This window comes from Prosthecobacter algae (assembly GCF_039542385.1).
In the GTDB taxonomy this organism is placed as follows: Bacteria; Verrucomicrobiota; Verrucomicrobiia; order Verrucomicrobiales; family Verrucomicrobiaceae; genus Prosthecobacter; species Prosthecobacter algae.
Genome location: NZ_BAABIA010000003.1, coordinates 384,995 through 404,017 on the forward strand (window position 1 = coordinate 384,995; position 19,023 = coordinate 404,017).

Here is a 19,023-nt window from a genome sequence, read left to right on the forward strand (position 1 = left end):
AGAGGTGCGTACCCCTTGCCCCCCGGAAGGAAGCTTGACCACTCCTGTCCGCATCCGAAACGCACTGGACGGACAGCGTCCCACTTCCTTCATCCCAGCTCATCCCCGAGCTTCCCAGCCCCTCAAGGAGCGGGACTTGCCAAGTCCCGGCCTCTGGACCTCCACCAATCCTCACGCCCTCGTTTGCCCCCGCTCCCCACCCTCCGCCAAGCGTCCTGTCTTCGCCAGTCCTCTAACACTCTCGAAAAGCTCTCCTACCCCCGTCCGCCCTCATCATAATTCAGCACCACCAAAAACACAGCACACCCCCACAAGCCTAACCAAAAGCATCTCACCAAACATCTTTTTACCAGCCTTTTCCCCTCCCCATCCACACCCCACACTTTCCACTTTGACAAAAACCCCACCCTGCCTTTTAGACTGAAAAATTGTCCTATGGGAAAAGCGCAACCCCGACAGACAAGGCGGTCCGCAGGCAGGCGAGTAGGAAGCTTGGCTGCCGCACCGGCAATCCCCTTCGAGAAAAAATGATGAGCCTGATTCTGCCTCACCTCCCGCCCTTCCTTCACCTCCGCTCCTGGTGGCAGCTCGCCAGCCTCATCCTGCTCACGGCCTCCGCACAGCTTCACGCGCAGTCCCAGGCCTATGCCAAAGGCATCGTCATCTACATTGCACCTGGCGATACCCTCCAGGATGCCCGTGCCAGCCTCTACCGCAGCTACACCCACGCCCAGCCCACCTCCTCATTTGATATCGGGTCCGGCACCCCCCTCGTCATTGAAAACAGCGTCGTGCTTGAGATGCTGGATCTCGGCCCCCACCTCCTCGGCAACATCGCCACGCCTGCGGACCGGCAGGGAATGGCCAGCTTCATCTCCAGCCTCCAGGCCCTCATTCAAAAATACCCCAAGACCAGCCCCGTCTGCACCAGCGTCGTCAAAGTCATCCAGAGTAACCTTGACCGCTATGACAAGGGAGAAGTCCGCCTTGATGGACAGTGGGAGTCCCGGGAAACCTACCAAAAACACGTCGCCGCCAGCCAGCAGGCCTATCTGGAGGAAATGGCCTTGGCAATCATGCAACGCCAAAAAGCCCAGGACATGCAGGCCCACCTCAGCGGCACCTACAGGCCCCAGGTCGCCAGCGTCATGCAAAAGGATTATGAGAGCTACATGGGGTATGTCACCCACTTCCTGGAGCGCCAGCAGGGTGCCGAAATCGGCCTCGGCCCCATAGATCCCGGCCTCTACGAAAGGTCCAGACTCATCCCCCCGCCCTCCGGCACCCATGAGGCTGGCATTTACTCCAGCGGCACAGAAAATGGCCCCGCCATCATCTGGGTCATCAGAGACAAAACCATCATCTCCATGATGGTCGGTTTCACCCTCCTCACCGATCCAGAGTCATCCTAGATCCTCAATCAGCAGGAACTCACCCAAGCCCAAACTTTCCTCGACCGCATTGAGCCCGGCCTCCTCGAATGCCTGCCCACCATGCTCGCCGCCAACAAGATCCAGCGCGTGCTCCGCAAAACCGAGACCATCAAGTCCGTGACCTCCGACAAGGTCGAGCTCGACGTCGCCGTCCACAGCCCCCAGGTCCTCGCCAATGGCGAGACCCTTCAGCACGTCATCTTTTACCTCTTCTAGCATCCGCACCCTATGAAAACCCTCTCCCTTGGTTGCCGTCTGGGCATCGTCTTCCTGGTGCTCCTCCTCAGCCTCAGTGCCCCAGCTCAGGAAAAAGCCACCGCCCCGGCGCATCCCCAGGCAGAGTGGTATCTCGTCGGTCGCGAACTCGCCCTGGAAACCCGCCCCGTTTACAAAACTTTTCAGATCAGCCCAGAGGCTCAGCTTCCACTACTCTCCCAGTTGCTCGCCTCCCTCAGCGTCGAGGTCACCGCCCTCAAGACGGAGGACTACAAACTGCTAAAACAAGGCTGGACCGATGCCCTCCAGGGCCTGCCCCCAGCCTATTCCATGCCCGCAGATCAGCAGCTCAGCAAAGTGGTCGCCCCACTCCGCGGCTTCCACACCTTCAGCACCGTCGTCGGCAGCTCCGGTTCCCTGACCCCAGACGACATCGAAAAACTCCAACATGCCGTCGTCCGTATCAAGATCCCTTCAAAGGGCCATGGCACCGGCTTCTTTGTCTCACCAGACCACATCCTCACCAACAAGCATGTCACCGATGGCCATGACATCGTCGAGGTCAGCAATGACTTCTCATCCCAGGTTCTCAAGGGCACCGTCATCGCCGTTTCCAAAAAATCCGATCTCTCCCTCATCAAAGTCGAAAATGCCGATCGGCTCTCCCGCAGCGTCATGGAGATTGGAGACTCCCGTGAGGTCCGCACAGGCGAAGAAATTACCCTTTTCGGTTATCCCCTTCTCGACTATCTCACCATCACCACCACGTTCGGCCGCATCTCCGCCAAACGAAACGACCAAGAATACGGTGAAGTATTTCAGCTCTCTGGGGCCGAGGCCAACCCAGGCAACAGCGGCGGGCCCTTGGTCAACAACAAAGGCCAGGTCATCGGCATCCTCACCTTCGGTTACGACCACCTCTCCAATTCCAAAGGATTCACCTTCTGCATCACAGCAACTCAGGCCATCCACATTCTCCGCCCCCACTGCCCTGAAGCCCTCGTCAACCTGCAATAGCCTTCAGGGAGAGCACCGTCACTCCCTCGGCCAAGACAGCCCCCAGGCCCTCATCCTGCCACCCGCACACCTCTCCCCGAGAAAAAGGCTAGGCATTCGCCTCAAAGCCACGCAGATCCCTACAGGAGCCTGAACATTCTCTTCACAGCTTCGCACCTGTCCGCATCCTAAAACCCATCGGACGCCCAGCGTCCCACTTCCTTCATCCCAGCTCATCCCCGAGCTTCCCAGCCCCCCCAAGGAGCGGGACTTGCCAAGTCCCGGCCTCTGCACCTCCGCACATCCTCACGCCCTCGTTTGCCCCAGCCACCCCCGCGAAGCGTCCTGGACTGCGCCAGTCCTCTGGCGCTTTCGAAATCTCACCCGCCCCCGTCCGCCATGGAGCGCGGGCGTCCCGCCTGCCGTTTCCTGCGTCCTCGCGGGAAACCGTTCTCACATCCCGCAGCCCCCAAACCCACTCCCCAGGGAAACAGCCCCGCTCCCAACTATCCCAGCCCTCCTTCCCCTCCTTCCCCCATCCTGAAATCCTAAAATCCTGTCAATCCTGTCTAAAAAACCCCCTCCTACCCCACAGCCCGCACCCAACGCCTCGCTCCCCGTCCCCATCCCCCCAACTTTTTTCCCGACTTAGCCCAAACCACCCCACTCCCCCCTTGCACACCTCCCACCACCCCCGAAATTACCCCCATCACAAACCTATCCGCACGCTTTTTAACACATCGATTAACATCCAAAAACATCACATAAAACTCTCGCCACTCTCTCCTGCTCCATTTCTGCCTTCGACTTTCTGCTTCCCCATTTTCACCCCGCCCTCCCCATGTCCGCTCTTTCCACGCCTCCTCTGACCCTGCGCGATCCCCGTCACGAAGCCTTCGCCTTCCACCTCGCCTCCGGTCACTCCGCCTCAGCCGCCTACCTGCTCGCCGGCTTCAGTCCCAACAACGCCCGCACCCGCGCCAAAGATCTCGCCACCGCGCCCAGCATCCGCGCCCGCACTGCCCACCTCAAAACCTGCCTCCCCCACATCACCGAGCTCAGAAACCACCACGCCCCCTCCCTCCTCCTCATGCCAGAGACCCAGGAGCAAATGCTCGCCTGGCTCTGGCAGGTCATCAGCGGGGCACGCACCGTCCTCCCCATCCAGCTTCGCGCCGCCACCCTCTTCTGCCGCCTGCGCGGCTGGCACCTCGCCAAAAATCTCCTCGCCCAGCCACAGCCCGAGGCAGCCCCCCTCAGCGACGAAGAGCGCCACATCCTCGCCACCTTCAGCCGCCACACCGCGGCCAACGACCTCGCCACCCGCCCCACCGCCTCCGAAAGCCTCGTCACCTACACCGCCGCCATGGCAGATCTCGCCCTCCTCAACAGCTCCATTCTTCAGCAATCGACCGAGAACGCCCCCGCAGCCGTCCAGTCAGCCACAACCCGCTCCAGGGACTCCACTTCCCCAGATGGGGAGACCGCCCCTCAGCAACAACCTGTTAATCCTCAACTCTTTACCTCCATCCCTTCCCCAAATGGGGAAAAAGGACCTCCCCACACCACCCCCACCCCAGCCCCCATCCTCCGCCCCCGGTTCACCGCACTTCGCTCAAATTCCCCCTCGTCATCTACACCCCACCTCTTCCACCCCAGCCTTAGGCCACCCAAACACTTACGGACCCGATGAGCCCCAAAGCTTGACGAGCCCCCTGCTCCCATCTAACCCAGCCACATGCGTATCCTCATCACCGGCGGTGCCGGTTTCCTCGGCTCCCATCTCTGCGAACGGCTCCTGAACGAAGGACACGACATCCTGTGCATGGATAACTTCTTCACCGGTCGCAAAGCCAACATTGCGCACCTCCTCAGCAACCCGAATTTCGAGCTCTTCCGCCACGACGTCATCGACCCCTTCAAGGCCGAGGTGGACCGCATCTACAACCTCGCCTGCCCCGCGTCGCCCCCGCATTATCAGTACAACGCCATCAAGACCATCAAGACCTCCGTCATGGGTGCGATCAATGTTTTGGGTCTGGCCAAGCGCACTCGCGCCCGCGTCTTCCAGGCCTCCACTTCCGAGGTCTATGGCGACCCCGAAATCCATCCCCAGCCCGAATCCTATTGGGGCCATGTCAACCCCATCGGCATCCGTTCCTGCTACGATGAGGGCAAGCGCGTCGCCGAGACCCTCTTCTTCGACTACCACCGCCAAAATGGCGTGGACATCCGCGTCGTCCGCATCTTCAACACCTACGGCCCCCGCATGCTGCCCGACGACGGTCGCGTCGTCTCCAACTTCATCGTCCAGGCCCTTCGCGGCCAGAACATCACCATCTATGGCGATGGCAGCCAGACCCGCAGCTTCTGCTACGTGGATGACCTCATCGAAGGCTTCGTCCGCCTCATGGAAACCACCGGCCACACCGGCCCCATCAACATCGGTAACCCCGGCGAATTCACCATGCTTCAGCTCGCCGAGCTCGTGCTGAAAAAGATCGGCGGCCCCTCGAAGATCACCTTCCATCCCCTGCCCTCCGACGACCCAAAACAGCGCCGCCCCGACATCACCCTCGCCAAAAGCCACCTCGGCTGGGAACCCAAAGTGCCGCTAGAAGAGGGTCTGGACCGCACCATCGCTTACTTCAAAACCATTGTTGCCGCTTGATTGAGCGGCCTCTGAATCGGCATCCCTATTTCTGCTTTTCCCCTCATGAACATCTGCTGCATCGGTGCTGGTTACGTCGGTGGTCCCACCATGGCCATGATCGCCGCCAAGTGCCCGGACATCCGGGTGGAAGTGGTGGATCTCAATCAGGCGCGCATCGAGGCCTGGAACTCGGATGAGCTGCCGGTATATGAGCCTGGCTTGGATGCCATCGTGGCTTCCGCTCGGGGAAGAAACTTGTTCTTCACCACCGGTGTCGAAGATGCCATTCGCGCGGCCGACATCATCTTCGTCAGCGTCAACACCCCCACCAAGACCTTTGGTATCGGGGCCGACAAAGCCGCCGACCTTCGTTATGTCGAAGCCGTCGCTCGCACGATTGCCGAAGTCGTCGATGAACCCAAAATCATCGTCGAAAAAAGCACTATCCCCGTCAAGACCGCCGAGGCCATCCACACCATCCTCGCCTCCAACGGCAAAGGGCTGAAACACCAGGTACTGTCCAATCCCGAATTCCTCGCAGAAGGCACCGCCGTCGCTGACCTCAGCAATCCAGACCGCATCCTCATCGGCGGTGAAACCACCCCTGAAGGCCAGTCCGCGATCGAGACCCTCGTCAGCGTCTACGCTCACTGGGTGCCACGCGAGCGCATCCTCACCACCAACCTCTGGTCGTCCGAGCTGTCCAAGCTCGTCGCCAATGCCTTCCTCGCCCAGCGCATCTCCTCCATCAACAGCATCTCCGCCCTCTGTGAAACCACAGGCGCCGATGTGGATGAAGTCGCCCGTGCCATCGGCACCGATTCACGCATCGGGCCCAAGTTCCTCAAGGCCTCCGTCGGTTTTGGCGGCTCCTGCTTCCAAAAGGACGTGCTGAATCTCGTCTATCTCTGCGGCCACTTCGGCCTGCCTGAAGTCGCCGCCTACTGGGATCACGTCATCCGGATGAACGACTGGCAAAAGCGCCGCTTCTCCGAACGGGTCATCCGCACCCTTTTCAACACCGTCACTGGCAAGCGCATTGCGGTCCTTGGTTTTGCCTTCAAAAAGGACACCAACGACACCCGCGAATCCGCCGCCATCTACGTCTGCAAAGACCTGCTCGAAGAGCGCGCCCACCTCGCCATTCACGATCCCAAGGTCAAGCCCGAGCAGATCCGCAAGGACCTCGTGCTCTCCCCGGAAGACGAGCGGGTCGCCTTCGCCGCCTCCGCAGAAGAAGCCGCCAAGGGAGCCCATGCCCTCCTCGTCCTCACCGAGTGGGATGCCTTTAAAAACGCGGACTTCGAGGCCATCTACGAAAACATGCTCAAGCCTGCCTGGATCTTCGACGGCAGAAACGTCCTCGACCGCCCGAAGCTCGAGCAGATCGGCTTTAAAGTTTACAGTATCGGCAAACCCCTCGGCAAAAGCTGAACAGATAGACACCTACCTACTCTCAGCTTCAGCTTTCCTCTTTCTTAATTTCTACTTCTCCACCCATGCCCATCGCCCTCATCACCGGAATCACAGGCCAGGATGGTTCCTACCTCGCCGAGCAGCTTCTCGCCAAGGGCTACACGGTGCATGGCATGATCCGCCGCGCCTCAAACTTCAACACCCAGCGCATTGAGCACCTGTTCAATGATCCCGAGATCTATAACCAGCGTCTCTTTCTGCATCACGGCGACCTCACCGACTCCAGCAACCTGAACCGCCTGCTGGAAAAAATCGGGCCTAACGAAATCTACAACCTCGCCGCCCAGAGCCACGTCAAAGTCTCCTTCGAAGTCCCCGAATACACCGCCGAGGTGGACGGCCTGGGCACCCTGCGGTTTCTCGATTCCATCAAGGAAGTCGGCCTGGAAAAACGCGCCCGCTTTTACCAGGCCTCCACCAGCGAGCTCTTCGGTCTCGTTCAGGAAGTTCCCCAGACCGAAAAGACCCCCTTCTACCCCCGCTCTCCCTACGGCGTAGCCAAGCTCTACGGCTACTGGATCGTGGTTAACTACCGCGAATCCTACGGCATCCACGCCAGCAACGGCATCCTCTTCAATCACGAGTCCCCGCGCCGTGGTGAAACCTTCGTCACCCGCAAGATCACCCGCGCCGCCGGCCGCATCCGCGAAGGCATGCAGCAGGATGTCGCCCTCGGCAACTTGGGGGCTCAACGCGACTGGGGTTATGCCCCGGAATACACCGAGATGATGTGGCGCATGCTTCAGCAAGAGCAGCCCGGCGACTACGTCTGCGCCACCCAGGAGACCCACACCGTCCGCGAATTCTGCGAGCATACCTTTGCCGCCGTGGACATGCCGCTGACCTTTGAAGGTGAAGGCGAAAACGAAGTCGGCCGCGATGAAAAAGGCATCGTGCGCGTCAAGGTGAACCCCAGCTATTACCGCCCTGCGGAGGTCGAACTCCTCATCGGCAATCCTGAAAAAGCCCGCCGTGAACTGGGCTGGGAGCCCAAGGTCACCTTCGTCGAACTCGTCCAGATCATGGCCAAAGCCGACTGGGACCTCGCCAAAAAAGAAAAGCTCCTCGCCGCCTGAACCCGCATAGCCTCCTCCCATGTCTTTCCTCGATTCCCGCATCTACGTCGCCGGTCATCGTGGCATGGTGGGCAGTGCCCTAGTCAGGGCCATTCATGAACGCGGAGGAAAGAATGTCCTCACCGCCACCCATGCCGAGCTGGACCTGCGCCGCCAGGCCGATGTTGAAAGTTGGTTAGGCCAGAACAAGCCCGACACCGTCATCCTGGCCGCCGCCAAAGTGGGCGGCATCCACGCCAACAGCACCTACCCGGCAGACTTCATCTATGACAACCTCATGATGGCCGCCAATGTCATCCATGCGGCCTATTCCTCTGGGGTGAAGCGTCTGCTCTTTCTCGGCAGCTCCTGCATCTATCCCCGCCTAGCCCCGCAGCCCATGCCGGAAGACTGCCTGCTCACCGGCCCACTCGAAGGCACCAACGAAGCCTACGCCCTCGCCAAGATCGCCGGGCTGAAACTCTGCCAGCACTACCGCAACCAGTATGGCGTGACGTTCCACTCCGCCATGCCTACCAACCTCTATGGCCCAGGCGACAACTATCACCCGGACAACTCCCACGTCATCCCCGGCCTGCTGCGCCGCTTTCATGAAGCCAAGGTGAATCAGGCCGAGGCTGTCACCGTCTGGGGCACCGGCACGCCTTTGCGCGAATTCCTCCACGTGGATGACCTCGCTGAAGCCTGCCTGCATCTCCTTGAACTCGACAACCCGCCCGACTGGGTCAACGTGGGCAGTGGCCAGGAATGCAGCATTGGTGAACTGGCCCTGACCGTTAAGCGTGTCGTGGGCTACGAAGGCGAACTCCGTTTCGACACCACCAAACCCGACGGCACCCCGCGCAAGTTGCTCGACTCCCATCTGATCCAGAACCTCGGCTGGAAACCCCGCGTTCCTCTCGAAGAAGGATTGCGCGAGGCCTATGCAGCCTTCGTCAGCACCCTTTAGCCAGAGGAACCCAGCCTCACCCATGATGAGGCCGGACAGCTCTTTCCCATCCTTTAAATCACCCGGTCATTGCCACCATCCACAGGGATCTGGGCACCGGTGACCTTCGAGAACAGAGGCGAGGCCATGGCAGAGACCATGTTACCGATGTCCTTGCTCTTGATCTCCACCTTCATGAGGTTCTTGGTCTTGTACTCATCCACCGTCATGCCGTAGCGCTCAGCACTCCGCTGCAAAGCTTCTGGAGTCCAGAGCTTGGTGTCGAACACGGCATCTGGATGAACGATGTTCACCCGGATGCGGTAAGGAGCCAGTTCCAGGGAGGCCACACGGCAGAGCTGCGTGAGTGCTGCCTTGCTGCAGGAGTAGGCCGAGGCACCAGGGCCAGGGGCCTTGAAGTTACGGCTGCCCACAAAGATGATGCTGGCATCCAGGCCCAGCTTCACATACGGGATCACCTTGTTCATCAGCTTCTGGTGGCTGGTGAGGTTGATCGAGATGGTGCGGTCCCAGTCGTTCTGGGCCATGACATCGAGATGCTCGTTCTTCGGGAAGATCCCCGCATTGCTGACCACGATGTCAATGCCGCCGAACTCACGCACCACGAACTCGATGGCGTCCTGCACAGGCTGGTCCTCGGTGAGGTTCACTACGATGCCGATGCCGCCGATCTTCTTCATGATCTCAGGGATCTCCTTGTCGATGTCCAGACCGATGACCTGGGCACCTTGTTCAGCGAGGCTTTCCGCGATGGCGAAGCCGATACCTGCCGCACAACCCGTGACGAGAGCCACCTTGCCCTGATGCACCTTGCGGGCCGGGCCTTTGCGCAGCTTGGCCTGCTCCAGCTCCCAATATTCGATGTCGAAGATGTCCTTCTCCGGCAGAGGCTCCCAGCCACCCACCGCCTCACCCAGTTGCACGGTGGCCAAGGTGGACTCGGAGATATCAGCCACAATCTTGGCGTCTTTGACGGTATCGCCAAAGCTCACCACTCCTTGGTTAGGCCAGATGGCAAAACGTGGCGCGGCATCCAGCATGGTGTGGCCACTGGCGTTGCGGTCAAAGTAGGCTTTGTAGTCCTCGGCAAACTTCTGCACGGAAGCCTCGATGTCTTCGCCGATGAAAGCGGGGGCACCCTTGGTGCGGATGCTGTGATCCGGTGTCAGAGGACCGCGTGTGCCAAAGTCCGCCACGGCGGGCAAATTGGCGTAGCCCACAGCTTCAGCGCTGGCATTGAGACGGGCGATCTGGGGAACACCGCGCTTCTGGGAAACGACCTGGCGCAGCTTGGCCAAGGCCTTGAGATCTGTTGCCGCTTCACCGGTGGCCAGAGGGGCCGAAGTCTTCTTAGCCAGAAACTCTTCGGCCTGCGTGACCATTTCGATGTGCAGTTCGTAGCTCTTTCGGGCATCGTCATCAAAGGTGAAGAGGCCGTGCTTCAGCAGCACCATGCCCTGGATGCCTTCGGCGCGCAGGTCGCGCCCGGCGATGAGATCGGCCACCGTCTTGGCCAGGATGAAACCTGGCATCACATAAGGGACCACAATAACACGGTTGCCGAAGACTTCCTTCACGCGGGCTTCGCCCTCGGCATTGCAGGTCAGGGCCGAAATAGCGTTGGCATGGCTGTGATCCACAAAACGGAAAGGCAGGATGGCATGCAGGATGGCCTCGATGCTGGCCGCAGGGGCGTTCGGGTTGGTCATCGCAGCGCGCTGCTGGAGGACCATGTCCGCGTCACTCATGGTCGCGAGCTTGGACATCTTGATGAGGGCATCCTGGCGCACCGGGGAGAATCCTTCGCGCTCAATGGTGCCGAGGTCCCAGCCGCTGCCCTTGACGTAGCAAAGCTCCACATCGTCACCGAAGAAGTCTTTCTCCGTGACTTTGACGGAGGTGTTGCCACCGCCATGGAGCACCAGGGCAGGATTGCGCCCGAGCAGGCGGCTGGTGTAGACGCGCTGGCCCAGCAGGTCGGTTCCAAAGGTGGCGGCTTCTGTATCGTTCCAAAGGCTTTGCATGGTCGGGGAAAGGGAGTGGCAGACTTCCGGTGGATGGGCCGGGGGCGCAAGGGGATTTTGGTCAAGGTCTTGCTCAGTGCACGACGAAGTGCTGTTCACATGTATCGTCCTAGGTTGGGAACCTGCCTAGACATGGAATGATATAAGATATCCCGGAGCTGCCGCAGGGTCCGCCGGGCGCTGAGGCTGTCCTGGCAGAGGACTTTGACCGTGAAGCCACCTGCGGAGAGGGGGCTGTGCCCCAAATAGACCTCAGGGCTGTTCAGAGCCTCCAGTTCGGCCATGGGCAGTGACTCAGTCCCGATGACAAAGCAGCTCAAATAATGTGTTTGGGCATGCAGGAGGCGCAGGGAGTCCAGGCTGTGATCGTCGGGAGATAGACGATAGCGTTCCCTGGCAGCGAGTTTTTCGCCGGTCCAGACGTCCAGGTCCCAGAGGAGTTCGCCGTACCGGAAAACCTCGCCACTGGCGACACGGCCGGGAGAAAGCCAGTCGAAATAGAGCAACTGCCCCTCTGAGGCCACGCGCAGTTCGGTTTTCTGGTGATAACGGGCCCCGGCCTGGGGAATGAAGGGCTCGGGGTAAAATTCCAAGAATGCCCCTGCCTGGACCGTGAAAGTTTGCTGCACCTTTGCAGGCCCCCCGCTGCGTGATTTATAAACGCGGCTGGCGCTGGGGGTGGTGAGGACGATGGAGGCCCCCGTCTCGGCCACAACATTCAGCTCAATGGCATCACCATCGAAGATTCCGGCGGTGGGATTGACAATGTTCACCACCAAGGCTCCGGCATCTTCATGGGGCTTGCTCAGATGAAGCGGGGCCCGGAAGGATTGCTCACGCAGGTAGGTTTGTCCTGCCGGATAACAGGAGGCCGTGAGGTGGAGATGACCGCGCATGGGGAGGGACTCAGACGAAGAGGTAGTCGCGTTTGAGCCAGCCGATGAGTTCGTCTTTTCCCTTTTCGGATTTCATGTCGGCAAAGATGAAGGGTTTGTCACCGCGCATGAGCTTGGAATCGCGGGCCATGACATCGAGGTCAGCACCAACGTAGGGGGCGAGATCAATCTTGTTGATGAGGAGGAGGTCGCTATTGCGGATGGCCGGGCCGCCTTTGCGGGGGATCTTGTCTCCTTCGGCGACATCAATGACGAAAATGAAAACATCAGCAAGCTCCGGGGAGTAGGTGGCGGAGAGATTGTCACCGCCGCTTTCGATGAGCAGCAGTTGCAGGTCGGGATGGCGTTTCTCCAGCTCGATGACGGCGGCCATGTTCATGCTGATGTCATCACGGATGGCGGTGTGGGGACAACCGCCGGTTTCGACGCCCATGACACGGTCGGCAGGCAGGATGTTCTGGCGGAGGAGAAACTCGGCATCCTCGCGGGTATAGATGTCGTTGGTGATGACGGCCAGGGAGTATTCCTCCTTCAGCCATTCGCAAAGGCGCAAGACGCACATGGTTTTGCCGGAGCCAACAGGGCCGCCGATGCCGATACGGAGAGGACGTGGGTTGCTCATGAGATGAAAAGTCGTTCGTTGGCGCGCGCATGGCGCATGGAGGCGATTTCGAGAAGCGGATTGAACCAGCCGATGCGCTCGGCAGGGGCGGCGATGAGGCCTTCCAGATGAGGAGCCAAGGAGACCATGGCAGCACGGATGATGAGCTGACAGCGCTCCTGCCCCAGACGCATCAGCTTCATGGAACTGATGGCATAACCGCTGATGCTTTGAAGGGAGAAAGCGCAAAGAGCGGCAGCGACAGGCAGGTGGCGAAGTTCCAAGGCACAGGCGATGAGATGATGGCAGGGAGCCCCGCTTTGCCCATAAGCTGCGAGAGATGGATCGGGATCGAGCTTCTGCACCAGCGACAGACGGCGTGAACCGAGCTGGCGGCTGGCTTGGCGCAATTCCACTGCGAGTTTCCAAGCATCCAATTCCTCATCCAGAAGGCGGAGATTTGCGTGATCACCGCATGCCGCAACCTTGTGGGCTTTCACCAAAAAGGGAAGCTCAAAGGCCAGCAGACCGGGGATGATCTGCTGCTGAAGGAAAGTTTCCAACTGGTCGGGATTTTTCACCGCGCCCCGCTGCACCAGTTCTTCCAGCCCCATGGAATGTGCATAAGCTCCCGAAGGGAACTGGGAGTCGTTCACCTGCAAAAGCCAGGGCAGCCATTCAGGAAGCATGGGCTGTGACACGTAGGGGGTTAAAGACGACCTCGATCTCCTCATAGGCCCAGCCTTCTCGTTCGAAAAGCTGCAGCACGGCCACATCATGGGTGATGCGGATGAGGGTGTCCACAACCTGAACTCCCAGATGAAGATTACCGATCTTCCAGCCCATGAGGGCAGCCTCCTCTAGCGAGCCTGGGCGGAGCTGATAAACAAGTTCCGGTTGCTGGCGCACGATGTATTCCGTCGACTCCGTCTGATGGATGACACCGCCATGCCTGAGCCGGGATTCCAGGTCAAAGCCGAACTCCGTGCCATCGGCCGCGACACCCCGCCAACGGCGCTTGAGAAAAAGCCGCCGCTCAACGAGCAACTCGACCTGCTCCTCGACAGGCCGCAGGGGCGTGTCTGAGAGCATCCGTTGGATCAAGATCATCAGAACAAAAAGTAACGTTGGGCCATGGGGAGGACACTGGCTGGTTCGCAGCGCAGTTCGCGGCCATCAGCTTTCACGGTGTAGGTGTCCGGGTCCACTTCGATCTTCGGCAGGTAGTTGTTCCAGAGCATGTCATGCTTGCTGACGGTGCGGCAGGTTTTGACCGCGCTGAGAGTCTTGCAAACCCCGAGGGCCTTGACGACACCACTTTGCAGGGCGGCCTGGCTGACGAAGGTGAGGCTGGTGCTGAACTTGGCGCGGCCATGAGCCGCAAACTGATGGCGATACATCATGGGCTGCGGTGTGGGAATGCTGGCATTGGGATCGCCCATGTTCGCCATGGCAATGAGGCCGCCTTTGAGGATGACCTCGGGTTTGACGCCAAAAAAGGCAGGCTTCCAGACGACGAGATCGGCCAGTTTGCCCACCTCGATGCTGCCGACTTCATGGGAGATGCCGTGGGTGATGGCGGGATTGATCGTGTACTTGGCCACGTAACGAAGGGCGCGGTAGTTATCGGCGGCCTGGTGTTCCGGGCCATCCAGTTTGCCGAACTGCACCTTCATCTTGTGCGCCGTCTGCCAGGTACGGGTGATGACCTCGCCAAGGCGGCCCATGGCCTGGCTGTCGCTGGACATCATGGAAATGGCCCCGAGATCATGGAGCAGGTCTTCGGCGGCAATGGTCTCCGGGCGAATGCGAGATTCGGCAAAGGCAACGTCTTCGGGGATCTTCGAGTCGAGGTGATGGCAGACCATGAGCATATCGAGATGCTCATCAATCGTGTTGACCGTGAAGGGGCGGGTGGGGTTGGTGGAGGAGGGCAGTACATTGGCCTCGCCACAGACACGGATGATGTCGGGTGCATGGCCGCCCCCTGCGCCTTCCGAGTGATAGGTGTGAATGGTGCGGCCCTTAAAAGCGGCGAGGGTGCTTTCGACAAAACCGGCCTCGTTCAGGGTATCGGTATGGATGGCCACCTGGACATCAAGCTCATCCGCCACACCGAGACAGGTATCAATGGCGGCGGGGGTGGTGCCCCAGTCTTCATGCAGCTTCAGGCCGATGGCTCCGGCGAGGACCTGCTCGCGCAGTGGGCCGGGAGTGGAGCAGTTGCCCTTGCCAAGAAAACCGAGGTTCATGGGGTATTCATCCGCCGCCTCCAGCATGCGGTGCATGTTCCAGATGCCGGGGGTGCAAGTGGTGGCGTAGGTGCCGTGGGCGGGACCAGTGCCGCCGCCGATCATGGTGGTAACGCCGCTAGCGAGGGCGTGATCAATCTGCTGAGGGCAGATGAAATGGATGTGGGTGTCAATGCCCCCGGCGGTGATGATGCAGCCCTCACCCGCGATGACTTCCGTGCCTGCGCCGATGACCATGTCGATGCCATCCTGAAGCATGGGATTGCCCGCATGGCCGATGCCGACGATGCGGCCGTATTTGATGCCGATGTCCGCCTTGATGACGCCCTGCACGGCGTCAAGGATGGTGGCGTTGGTGATGACGAGATCCAGGCAGTCGGCATCCAGGGCGAGGCAGGACTGGGCCATGCCATCGCGAATGACTTTGCCGCCGCCGAATTTCACTTCATTGCCGTAGCCACCCTTCTCCGCGATGAGGTCGCGCTCGACCTCGATAAAAAGTTCAGTGTCTGCCAAGCGCACCTGATCCCCCACGGTGGGCCCGAACATGCTGCTGTGCTGTTTGCGCGTGATCTTCATGCGGGCAGAGGTCCATTGACGAGGTTGTTGAGGCCATAGACCTCGCGTTTTCCAGCGAAGGCGACGACCTCGACTTCGCGGGTGTCGCCGGGTTCAAAACGAACGGCGGTGCCTGCGGGAATGTTGAGGCGAAAGCCAAGGGAGGCGGCACGGTCAAAATCGAGAGAGGTATTTACCTCATAGAAATGAAAGTGGCTGCCGACCTGAACGGGGCGGTCGCCGGTGTTGGCGACGACTAGCTTCCGAGTGGCCAAACCGACATTGGCATCGAGATCGCCTGCGCCTTGAGGATGGATGATTTCTCCGGGGATCATGTCAGCGCACGGGGTTGTGGACGGTGACCAGCTTGGTGCCATCGGGAAAAGTGGCTTCCACTTGGACTTCGTGGATCATTTCGGGGATGCCTTCCATGACTTCGTCACGCTTCACGATGGTGGTGCCGTAGCTCATGAGGTCTGACACGCTGCGGCCATCGCGCGCGCCTTCCATGATCTCAGCAGAGATGAGGGCGATGGTTTCAGGATAGTTGAGCTTCACGCCACGGTCGCGGCGGCGGCGTGCCACATCCGCAGCGACAACGATCAACAGCTTTTCCTGTTCACGAGGGGACAGATGCATAGCGGATGATCAGTGAGAGGCAACGGTGGAAGGGCGACGGAACGAGTGGGCCAGGAGAGCCACAGACCAGCCTGCGAAGGCGAGTGTGGCAGTGGTGAGCAACACCCCGGCCATGTAGGGCAGACCCACGGCCTCCAGGGGCCAGGCCAAGCCGTGGCCATTGCCCTGCAAGAGTGCAGCCAAGCCCAGCCAGGCGAGCAAGCAGACATGGTGGTAACGATGGCCCGCAGCGAGCCATAAGAGAGGCCCGGCAAAGGCCAGCCAAGCAGCCGCAGAAGCACCTGGAAAAACTACACCTTGCAGACCAGCCAAAGCGCCGACGGCCAGCCCTGCCAGCAGGACGGAAGCAGCGCCTCCCGCGCGCTTTCGGGAGGCTGCGGCGAGTAAGGCCCCGGCGGTGATGGCAAAAAACCAATGTTCCATGCCGAGGAGTGGATGCCTGGCCCCGGCCAGGAAAGCGGCACCGACGTCAAACTCATCCACATCCTCCATGCCGGGAGGCAGGTGGTGGGCATGAAGCGGGGCCGAAGCCAGCAGCAGGAAGGAGAGAACTGCGAGCGCAGGGAGGCGGCGCAGCAAGGAACTGGGGTGGGACAGAGACAGGCGAGGCATGGTTGAAGGAGATCCCGGGGTTAGACAGTGAGATGTTCTTTCACCACTTCATCCGTGAGATCCTTGTTAGCTCCCTGAGCAACGACCGTGCCACGATCCATGATGTAAAAGACATCTGCGAGTTCACGGCAGAAATCGAGGTATTGTTCCACCAGCAGGATGCTCATGCCGTCCTCCGAACGGAGGATCTTGAGCGCATCGCCGATCTGGTCAATGACATTGGGCTGAATGCCTTCGGTGGGTTCATCGAGGATGAGCACCTTAGGCTCGGTGAGCAGGGCGCGGGCGATGGCGAGCTGCTGCTGCTGACCGCCGCTGAGCATGCCGCCTTTGCGAGGCAGGAACTCTTTGATGATGGGGAAGAGGGTGAAGATGCGGTCGAGCTTCTCCTTGTTTTTCAAGCCGCGCGCCGTGGCACCGAGCATGAGATTTTCCTCCACGGTTAGGAAGGGGAAGATGTCACGGCCCTGGGGCACATAAGCTAGGCCCAGACGGGCACGATCCTCGGGAGCGAGGCGGGTGATGTCGGTGCCATCGAGGACGACCGTCCCTGAGCTGGGCTTGAACAGGCCGACGATGGTGCGGAGGGTGCTGGTCTTGCCGACGCCGTTGCGGCCCATGAGGCAGCAGAGCTGGCCCGCAGGGACCGTGAGGTCCACGCCGCGAAGAATGCGGCTACCGCCAATGGAAGCATGAATGGAAGTCAGATTAAGCATGTTGTTAGGCGGCTTTTTTGCGTCCGAGGTACACTTCGATCACGCGGGGGTCGTTCTGCACGGCATCCACGCTGCCTTCACAGAGGACGCTGCCCTGATGGAGGACGGTGACCTTGCGGCCGGTGGCAATCTGTTTCACAAAGACCATGTCATGCTCGATGACGATGATGCTGTGCTTGCCTGCGAGCTTGAGAAGAAGCTCTCCGGTAAGGGCGGTTTCGTCATCGCTCATGCCGGCGGCAGGCTCGTCGATGAGGAGGAGCTTTGAGTTCTGTGCGAGGAGCATGCCGATCTCCAGCCACTGTTTCTGACCGTGGGAGAGGGAGCCAGCGAGATCGGTGCGGCGGCTGCCGAGATTGATCGTTTTGAGGATCTCATCGATGCGGTCCACATCGGTGCTGGTGGTCTTGCTGAAGAGAGTCTTCCAGACACCGCGCACCCCTTCCAGGGAGAGAAGGAGGTTTTCGAAAACGGTGTGCTCGGTGTAAACGGTGGGGGTCTGGAACTTGCGTCCCACACCGAGGCGGACGATCTCGTGCTCACTCAAAGGCACGAGCTCGGTCAAGGCCCCAAAGGTGATGGTACCCGTGTCGGGCTTGGTGCGACCCGTGATGAGGTCGAGGAAGGTGGTCTTGCCCGCGCCATTCGGGCCGATGACCGTGCGCAACTCCCCCTCAGTGAGGTAGAAATTGAGATCGGTGATGGCTTTGAAACCAGCGAAGGATTTGTTCACGCCTTCGGCATTCAGGATGAGAGGATTGTCCATGAGCGGGGAAAATTAGGCGGCTTCTTCCTCAGGTTTCTGGAGAGGGGGCAAATCGGGCTCGGTCTGGCGGCCGCGCTTTTTCAGCCAGTCGCGGATCATGCCGGGGACGCCGACGATGCCTTTCGGCAGGAAGAGAACGACGATGATGAACATGCCGCCGAGGATGATGAGCCAGAGATCTGGATATGCACGGGTGGCCCAGCTCTTCAGCGCATTGACACTGATGGCCCCGACTATGGGCCCGATGAGGGTGCCACGCCCGCCGACAGCGGTCCAGACGACGGCTTCGAGGGATTTTTCGGTGGTCATCTCGCTGGGGTTAATGATGCCGACCTGGGGGACGTAGAGGGCCCCGCCAATGGAACCAATGAGGGCACTGAGGACAAAGATGAAGAGCTTGAAGTTAGGCGAGGAGTAGCCGCTGAAGAGGACGCGATTTTCACTATCGCGCACGGCCTGCTGGACGAGACCGAAGCGGCTACGGGTGAGGCAGCGGAGGCCGACATAAACGGCGGTGAGGACAACGGCGGTGACGATGAAGAGGCCGCGCTTTGTCCCTGGGCTGCGGATGTCAAACCCGAGGATGAAGCGGAAGTCGGTGAAGCCGTTGTTGCCGCCCATGAGCATGTCATTGCGGAAGAACATGAGCGAAGCGCCATAGGTGAGCGCCTGGGTGAGGATGGAAAAGTAAACGCCCTTCACCCGCGAGCGGAAGGCCAGCCAGCCGAAGATGTAGGCCACCACGCCGGGGATGACGAGCATCATGATCATGGCAAAGGAAAAGCTGCTGAAGGGAGTCCAGAAGGTGGGGAGTCGCTCCCAACCGAGGAAGACGAGAAAATCCGGCATGTCCTTTTTATACTGGCCGAGGGTGCCGATCATGCGCATGAGGTACATGCCCATCATGTAACCGCCGAGGGAGAAAAAGAGGGCCTGGCCGAGGCTGAGCAGGCCGGTGTAACCCCAGAGAAGATCCACGCTGATGGCGAGCAGGGCGTAGCAGAGGTACTTGCCCCAAAGATTGATGGTGAAGTCGCTGACCAGGCCGCCGAGATTCAGCAGGGGAAGTACAACGATGAAGAAGAAGGCCACCACGGCGGTGATGGTCCATTCTCTTTTGGCAATAGGTCGGACTAACAAGGAATGCGTCATGATGACAG

20 protein-coding genes are annotated in these 19,023 nt (G+C 60.1%); 8 read left to right on the top strand and 12 right to left on the bottom strand.

The genetic code is table 11. The annotated features are described in order from the left end of the window. Positions 1-527: 527 nt before the first annotated feature. From ABEB25_RS08430 to fcl, 8 genes are all read left to right on the top strand, one after another. Positions 528-1,412, top strand: a complete 885-nt coding sequence (locus tag ABEB25_RS08430; RefSeq protein WP_345735948.1) for a hypothetical protein — start codon at positions 528-530, stop codon at positions 1,410-1,412. Between the two features lie 81 nt (positions 1,413-1,493). Further along, positions 1,494-1,649, top strand: coding sequence for a hypothetical protein (locus tag ABEB25_RS08435; RefSeq protein WP_345735949.1), 156 nt, complete (start codon positions 1,494-1,496; stop codon positions 1,647-1,649). Between the two features lie 12 nt (positions 1,650-1,661). Then, the gene (locus tag ABEB25_RS08440; protein ID WP_345735950.1) at positions 1,662-2,666 is read left to right on the top strand and encodes a S1C family serine protease; all 1,005 of its coding nucleotides are present in this window, start codon (positions 1,662-1,664) and stop codon (positions 2,664-2,666) included. Between the two features lie 820 nt (positions 2,667-3,486). Next, the gene (locus ABEB25_RS08445; protein ID WP_345735951.1) at positions 3,487-4,338 is read left to right on the top strand and encodes a hypothetical protein; all 852 of its coding nucleotides are present in this window, start codon (positions 3,487-3,489) and stop codon (positions 4,336-4,338) included. Between the two features lie 45 nt (positions 4,339-4,383). After that, complete coding sequence (locus tag ABEB25_RS08450) at positions 4,384-5,316, top strand: UDP-glucuronic acid decarboxylase family protein (protein WP_345735952.1); 933 nt, start codon at positions 4,384-4,386, stop codon at positions 5,314-5,316. Positions 5,317-5,361: 45 nt separating this feature from the next. Beyond that, positions 5,362-6,732: a UDP-glucose 6-dehydrogenase gene (locus tag ABEB25_RS08455; protein WP_345735953.1), complete on the top strand. Its 1,371-nt coding sequence runs from the start codon at positions 5,362-5,364 to the stop codon at positions 6,730-6,732. A 65-nt stretch (positions 6,733-6,797) separates the two neighbouring features. Then, positions 6,798-7,850, top strand: coding sequence for a GDP-mannose 4,6-dehydratase (gene gmd, locus ABEB25_RS08460; RefSeq protein WP_345735954.1), 1,053 nt, complete (start codon positions 6,798-6,800; stop codon positions 7,848-7,850). Between the two features lie 19 nt (positions 7,851-7,869). Continuing rightward, positions 7,870-8,799, top strand: a complete 930-nt coding sequence (fcl, locus tag ABEB25_RS08465) for a GDP-L-fucose synthase (RefSeq protein WP_345735955.1) — start codon at positions 7,870-7,872, stop codon at positions 8,797-8,799. Positions 8,800-8,852: 53 nt separating this feature from the next. Here the strand turns inward: fcl and ABEB25_RS08470 are convergent, their stop codons facing one another. The 12 genes from ABEB25_RS08470 to urtC all read right to left on the bottom strand — a co-directional run bounded on the left by ABEB25_RS08470 (position 8,853) and on the right by urtC (position 19,015). Beyond that, positions 8,853-10,823, bottom strand: coding sequence for a bifunctional aldolase/short-chain dehydrogenase (locus tag ABEB25_RS08470; protein WP_345735956.1), 1,971 nt, complete (start codon positions 10,821-10,823; stop codon positions 8,853-8,855). A gap of 95 nt (positions 10,824-10,918) precedes the next feature. Continuing rightward, positions 10,919-11,719 carry an urease accessory protein UreD gene (locus ABEB25_RS08475; protein ID WP_345735957.1) on the bottom strand — a complete coding sequence of 267 codons (801 nt, stop codon included), beginning with the start codon at positions 11,717-11,719 and terminating at the stop codon, positions 10,919-10,921. Between the two features lie 10 nt (positions 11,720-11,729). After that, complete coding sequence (gene ureG, locus ABEB25_RS08480) at positions 11,730-12,341, bottom strand: urease accessory protein UreG (protein WP_345735958.1); 612 nt, start codon at positions 12,339-12,341, stop codon at positions 11,730-11,732. Further along, positions 12,338-13,009 (bottom strand): urease accessory protein UreF, encoded by a 672-nt coding sequence (locus tag ABEB25_RS08485; protein WP_345735959.1) that lies wholly within the window; start codon positions 13,007-13,009, stop codon positions 12,338-12,340. The genes ureG and ABEB25_RS08485 overlap by 4 nt, the downstream gene beginning before the upstream one ends. After that, positions 12,999-13,430, bottom strand: a complete 432-nt coding sequence (locus ABEB25_RS08490; protein ID WP_345735960.1) for an urease accessory protein UreE — start codon at positions 13,428-13,430, stop codon at positions 12,999-13,001. Before ABEB25_RS08490 ends, ABEB25_RS08485 begins: the two co-directional genes overlap by 11 nt. After that, positions 13,430-15,151: an urease subunit alpha gene (ureC, locus tag ABEB25_RS08495; RefSeq protein WP_345735961.1), complete on the bottom strand. Its 1,722-nt coding sequence runs from the start codon at positions 15,149-15,151 to the stop codon at positions 13,430-13,432. Before ureC ends, ABEB25_RS08490 begins: the two co-directional genes overlap by 1 nt. Then, positions 15,148-15,465, bottom strand: a complete 318-nt coding sequence (locus ABEB25_RS08500) for an urease subunit beta (protein ID WP_345735962.1) — start codon at positions 15,463-15,465, stop codon at positions 15,148-15,150. Before ABEB25_RS08500 ends, ureC begins: the two co-directional genes overlap by 4 nt. Before the next feature lies 1 nt (position 15,466). Beyond that, positions 15,467-15,769, bottom strand: a complete 303-nt coding sequence (locus ABEB25_RS08505) for an urease subunit gamma (RefSeq protein ID WP_345735963.1) — start codon at positions 15,767-15,769, stop codon at positions 15,467-15,469. Between the two features lie 9 nt (positions 15,770-15,778). Continuing rightward, positions 15,779-16,381, bottom strand: a complete 603-nt coding sequence (locus ABEB25_RS08510; protein WP_345735964.1) for a HupE/UreJ family protein — start codon at positions 16,379-16,381, stop codon at positions 15,779-15,781. Positions 16,382-16,401: 20 nt separating this feature from the next. Next, positions 16,402-17,097: an urea ABC transporter ATP-binding subunit UrtE gene (gene urtE / locus ABEB25_RS08515; RefSeq protein ID WP_345735965.1), complete on the bottom strand. Its 696-nt coding sequence runs from the start codon at positions 17,095-17,097 to the stop codon at positions 16,402-16,404. Between the two features lie 4 nt (positions 17,098-17,101). Then, positions 17,102-17,863 carry an urea ABC transporter ATP-binding protein UrtD gene (urtD, locus tag ABEB25_RS08520; RefSeq protein WP_345735966.1) on the bottom strand — a complete coding sequence of 254 codons (762 nt, stop codon included), beginning with the start codon at positions 17,861-17,863 and terminating at the stop codon, positions 17,102-17,104. Positions 17,864-17,875: 12 nt separating this feature from the next. Continuing rightward, the gene (gene urtC / locus ABEB25_RS08525) at positions 17,876-19,015 is read right to left on the bottom strand and encodes an urea ABC transporter permease subunit UrtC (RefSeq protein ID WP_345735967.1); all 1,140 of its coding nucleotides are present in this window, start codon (positions 19,013-19,015) and stop codon (positions 17,876-17,878) included. Positions 19,016-19,023 lie beyond the last annotated feature (8 nt).